We start from the raw sequence: 3,817 nt of genomic DNA on the forward strand, positions 1-3,817 counted from the left end.
GTTTTTAAGGGGTGTAGCATATGTTATTAGGTCAAACAGTGCGAGGGTTGCCGAGCCAGGTCAAAGGCGATAGGTTCAGGGCCTATTCTCGTAGGGGTTCGCCGGTTCGAATCCGGTCCCTCGCATTTACATTTTCGAGCGCTTACCTCTCCTTACTCTTCTGAATATCTTTTGCGAATTTGGCTATGCCTTTCCACCGTTTCCTCTCATATTGCACTAGCCCGATCTCCGCCTTCTCCTGTTCGAATGCAAGTTCCCGCATCAGGCGTTGATAGCTCTCAAGGCGTGATGCCGGGAGGAGTCCGTTTTGTACTGCTGCCTTCACCGCACAGCCCGGCTCCTCTTCATGCTGGCAGTCTGAGAACCTGCATTCTTCTGCCAGTTCGAGAATATCCGGAAAGGTATCCGCGATACCTTCAGATGCACAGCCGATACCAACCTCCCGCAGGCCAGGGTTGTCAATCATGAGTGCACCGCTCTTCAGGATGAAAAGCTGGCGGACTGTCGTAGTATGGCGGCCTCTTCCATCATTTTCCCTGATATGCGAGGTCTCCTGAACCAGATTTTCCAGGAGGCGATTAATAAGTGTTGATTTTCCTACGCCGGATGATCCGATGAGCGTGATCGTTTTCCCCGGCAAAAGGTATGGATCAAGCCCTTCAACTCCCTCCCCGCTCACCGCACTGATCGGGATAACCGGAATATCTGAAGTGATTGAATGGATCTCATCAATCAGGATTGCCGGATCATCAGCAAGATCGGTTTTATTCAGCACAACAACCGGACAGACACCGGATGCATGTGCGATCACCAGATAGCGTTCTATCCGGCGGAGATTAAAATCGTGGCCTGCTGCTGTCATGATGAACACATAGTCAATATTTGCAGCAATGACCTGATCGGAGCTCTCCCGCCCTGAAGTCCCTCTTGAAAACCGGTTCTTCTGCGGGAGGATATCAACGATTGTCAGAGTTCCAGCCTCGGGCTGGCTGAACAGAACAACGAAATCGCCAACAGCTGGATAGCGGCCAAGCTTACGCATAGCTCCGGATAATCCGGCGGTGACCTGTCCATCTTTAATAAGCAGATTAAATACCGTTTTCTGCCGGCAGGCTACGCGGCCTGGAAGATATGGGCCATTGTACTTTGAAAATGCTCTATCGAGCTCTTCATTCCAGCCGATCTCTTCAAGCGAATGGATATGGGAAGGATTGCATGAGGAAGGAGAGATACTCATAGTATAACCTGTAATCTTTCAAATGCATTGATTGAGAAGCGCAATGTGCTTTGTGGTTGTACTTTGAGGCTGAATGCAACAGCACAATAACTAATACTCAAAAAATCCATAATTGCTCCTTAATTCAATTAGAGGGCGAAAATGAAATTTCAAGTAGTTGTTCGGGAAGATCCGGAAGATGGAGGCTATAATGTCAAATGCCCGGCAATACCCGGATGTCATTCACAAGGTGAAACGGTTGAAGAGGCTCACGATAATATAAAAGATGCCATTGTTGCCTGTGTTGAGGTTCATAATGAAGACCTTCTTCGAACACAAAGCTCCCAGGTTGTGGAAGTGACACTCTGAATTCACCTCGCCTCCCGGTCATTTCCGGCGGGCGGTTCTCTTATATCTCATCTTTTGAATCTGATCCCCCTACCTGACGAACAGCGGCATCTATACTTTGACCCTAATCTGAGGCAAAGTATTATCCCACGGATACAATACTGCATATGGACTTCAAAAAAACCGATCTCATCATAATCGCAGGCAGTATCATTGTAATTCTGGTGAATACCTACAGCATTGCTATGGGAGCGACAGGGATTGGATTCTATATTTCGGTGTTTGCGATCCTGGCATTCATAATTCTCCTCATAAACACCGTGTACAGAGTGACAAGATTGGCAGAATAGTCGGCTGGCTGAATTACAACACATATCCCACGCCTTTATTACACGTCAGCCACCTATCAGAGTAGTTTCAGATAACAGTTTATTATACGAGGTGGAGTATGAACGGGACGATTTCTATGTATATCAGGAATGCTGCCACACTGGTCATCGTAGGAATTGCAATGTTTCTGCTCTTTGGCACCTTTGTTGAGTTTTTGGAGACATCGGCAATCCTCTTCGCAGCACTTGTCGTCTTTGTATTCTATTGCGGGGTAATACTCCCGGCAATAGACAGATGGGTTGCAGCAAAGAGAGAGGTAAAAGGTAAAACAGCACATAAAGCATCCCAGACAGCAATCCAAAGAGAATCAGATGCCTTTGACCGGCTGCCCCGCAGATCCCGATATTCAAAGGTGATCGTCTTCATCTCTGTTCTGGTCATCTCGTTCTTCATCCTTCACATTCTCGTGCTCATGATGCATGAGTTCTCCCACAGCACCCTTGCATGGCTTCTCGGAGTAAAAGCTGATCCCCTGAATATCATCTATGGTGATCTGATCGGGAGCGGGTGGGATGAGAATGTCGATTATGGAGTCCTTTTCAATGCCGGACGAGGGTCTACGGCAGCGGCAATTGCATTTGCAGGCCCCTTCTCAAACATCGCCCTCTTCTTTGTAACCGCAGGACTGATGGCCGTCAAATGGGTGAAAGAACACCGATGGGCATACCACACCATCTTCTGGACTTCAGTAATCACTTTCATCATGATCTTTGAGTATGTTCTCACCCGCTCCTTCATGACCCATGATGATTTCGGGAACATCAATCACGGGCTCGGCATCTCACCCTGGCCGATCTTTATCACCGGCACAATCCTCGGACTCATCGGCCTGTATTATCTGTATGTATACAAACTGCCGGAGTATTTCGCCATCATGACCCCGGACGCCCGGACACTGCAGTACATCTCCGGAGCAGTCGTCTCATTCATCATTTTCCTCTTCTATATCGGCCTTCGGATCACCTCGTACCCGGAGGTTCCCCAGTGGTGGTTTGGCACAGCCGGTATTGTCGTCCTCTTCATTGCCCCGTTCATCGCAAGTCCCGCAAGGGCATGGGTGCAGGCGAGGATAAGTGAATATTCGGATAGAAAAGTTTGGGGAGAATAGGGAGAAAACACATTTCCCCAAATCCAGATCCTTTTCATCAACAGCAATTCTTATCATTTCCAATTGCAGATCTGGTACACCATGAAGAGAGAGGTTGCCAGTTTCCTTGCAGGAGTCATCATCATTGCACTGGTCTGTGCTGCCGGATGTTCAGATGAAAAAGAGTCTCCCCAGACACCCGGAATGATAGCCGGGCCTGACCCGGTCCTCACCCATGAGGTCACCTTCAACTATGCTCCCGGAGTGGTGCAGGCAGATCTGATCGTCAGGGGCACCACCGATCTTGCGGATGGATCGATTGTGGTTGTTGAGATGAAAGATAACTTCCTCCCCATAACCATTCCGGATGAGCCGACAATCATGCCGGATGGACGGGTGATCACCATCACCGAAACAGGAACGGTTACAACACGTGAAGTCAGGGTATCGGATGGCAGGTATCAGGCGACGTTTACGATCATAGATATACTCACCGGTGATCAGTTCTGCATCCGGGCAGGGTATTATCCGGTGCAGGGAGGAGAGCCGCGTTTCCTGGATAACGAGGTCTGTGTAAGGAAATAGCATCCTTCTTTTTCTGACCAGTCACACGATTTCTTCTGCTTTCCCCGCAAGCCACCCGGCAAACACAATCTCCCAGATAATGATCGGATATGCGATCATCCGTTCCATGCCTCCATGCCCAAGCCCTAGCGTCAAACCGGCGATCTCAAGGGCGAGTGCCAAAAGTGTGACCGCCCCAAGCAGGACGAAGA

Annotated in this window: 4 protein-coding genes and 1 tRNA gene; 4 read left to right on the forward strand and 1 reads right to left on the reverse strand. The window is 49.0% G+C overall.

Going from position 1 to position 3,817, the window contains the following annotated elements; genetic code table 11:
- Positions 1 to 40 precede the first annotated feature (40 nt).
- A tRNA-Leu gene (locus QCH34_RS08450) sits at positions 41 to 125 on the forward strand.
- A gap of 17 nt (positions 126 to 142) precedes the next feature.
- Here the strand turns inward: QCH34_RS08450 and rsgA are convergent.
- Entirely contained in the window at positions 143 to 1,237 is a 1,095-nt protein-coding gene (gene rsgA / locus QCH34_RS08455) for a ribosome small subunit-dependent GTPase A (RefSeq protein WP_300332821.1), read from the reverse strand.
- A 141-nt stretch (positions 1,238 to 1,378) separates the two neighbouring features.
- Here rsgA and QCH34_RS08460 point away from each other — a divergent pair, with 141 nt between their 5' ends.
- From QCH34_RS08460 to QCH34_RS08470, 3 genes are all read left to right on the forward strand, one after another.
- Entirely contained in the window at positions 1,379 to 1,585 is a 207-nt protein-coding gene (locus tag QCH34_RS08460; protein ID WP_300332823.1) for a type II toxin-antitoxin system HicB family antitoxin, read from the forward strand.
- 427 nt (positions 1,586 to 2,012) lie between these two features.
- Complete coding sequence (locus tag QCH34_RS08465; protein WP_300332826.1) at positions 2,013 to 3,062, forward strand: hypothetical protein; 1,050 nt, start codon at positions 2,013 to 2,015, stop codon at positions 3,060 to 3,062.
- An 81-nt stretch (positions 3,063 to 3,143) separates the two neighbouring features.
- Positions 3,144 to 3,626 (forward strand): hypothetical protein, encoded by a 483-nt coding sequence (locus tag QCH34_RS08470; RefSeq protein WP_300332829.1) that lies wholly within the window; start codon positions 3,144 to 3,146, stop codon positions 3,624 to 3,626.
- Positions 3,627 to 3,817 lie beyond the last annotated feature (191 nt).

It is taken from the genome of Methanocalculus sp. (assembly GCF_029762515.1).
Lineage (GTDB): Archaea > Halobacteriota > Methanomicrobia > Methanomicrobiales > Methanocorpusculaceae > Methanocalculus.

Bases quoted from the DNA above. Each gene is read 5' to 3' on its own strand.
- QCH34_RS08465 (WP_300332826.1), top strand. From the start codon at position 2,013: ATGAACGGGACGATTTCTATGTATATCAGGAATGCTGCCACACTGGTC.
- rsgA (WP_300332821.1), bottom strand. From the start codon at position 1,237: ATGAGTATCTCTCCTTCCTCATGCAATCCTTCCCATATCCATTCGCTT.
- QCH34_RS08470 (WP_300332829.1), top strand. From the start codon at position 3,144: ATGAAGAGAGAGGTTGCCAGTTTCCTTGCAGGAGTCATCATCATTGCA.
- QCH34_RS08460 (WP_300332823.1), top strand. From the start codon at position 1,379: ATGAAATTTCAAGTAGTTGTTCGGGAAGATCCGGAAGATGGAGGCTAT.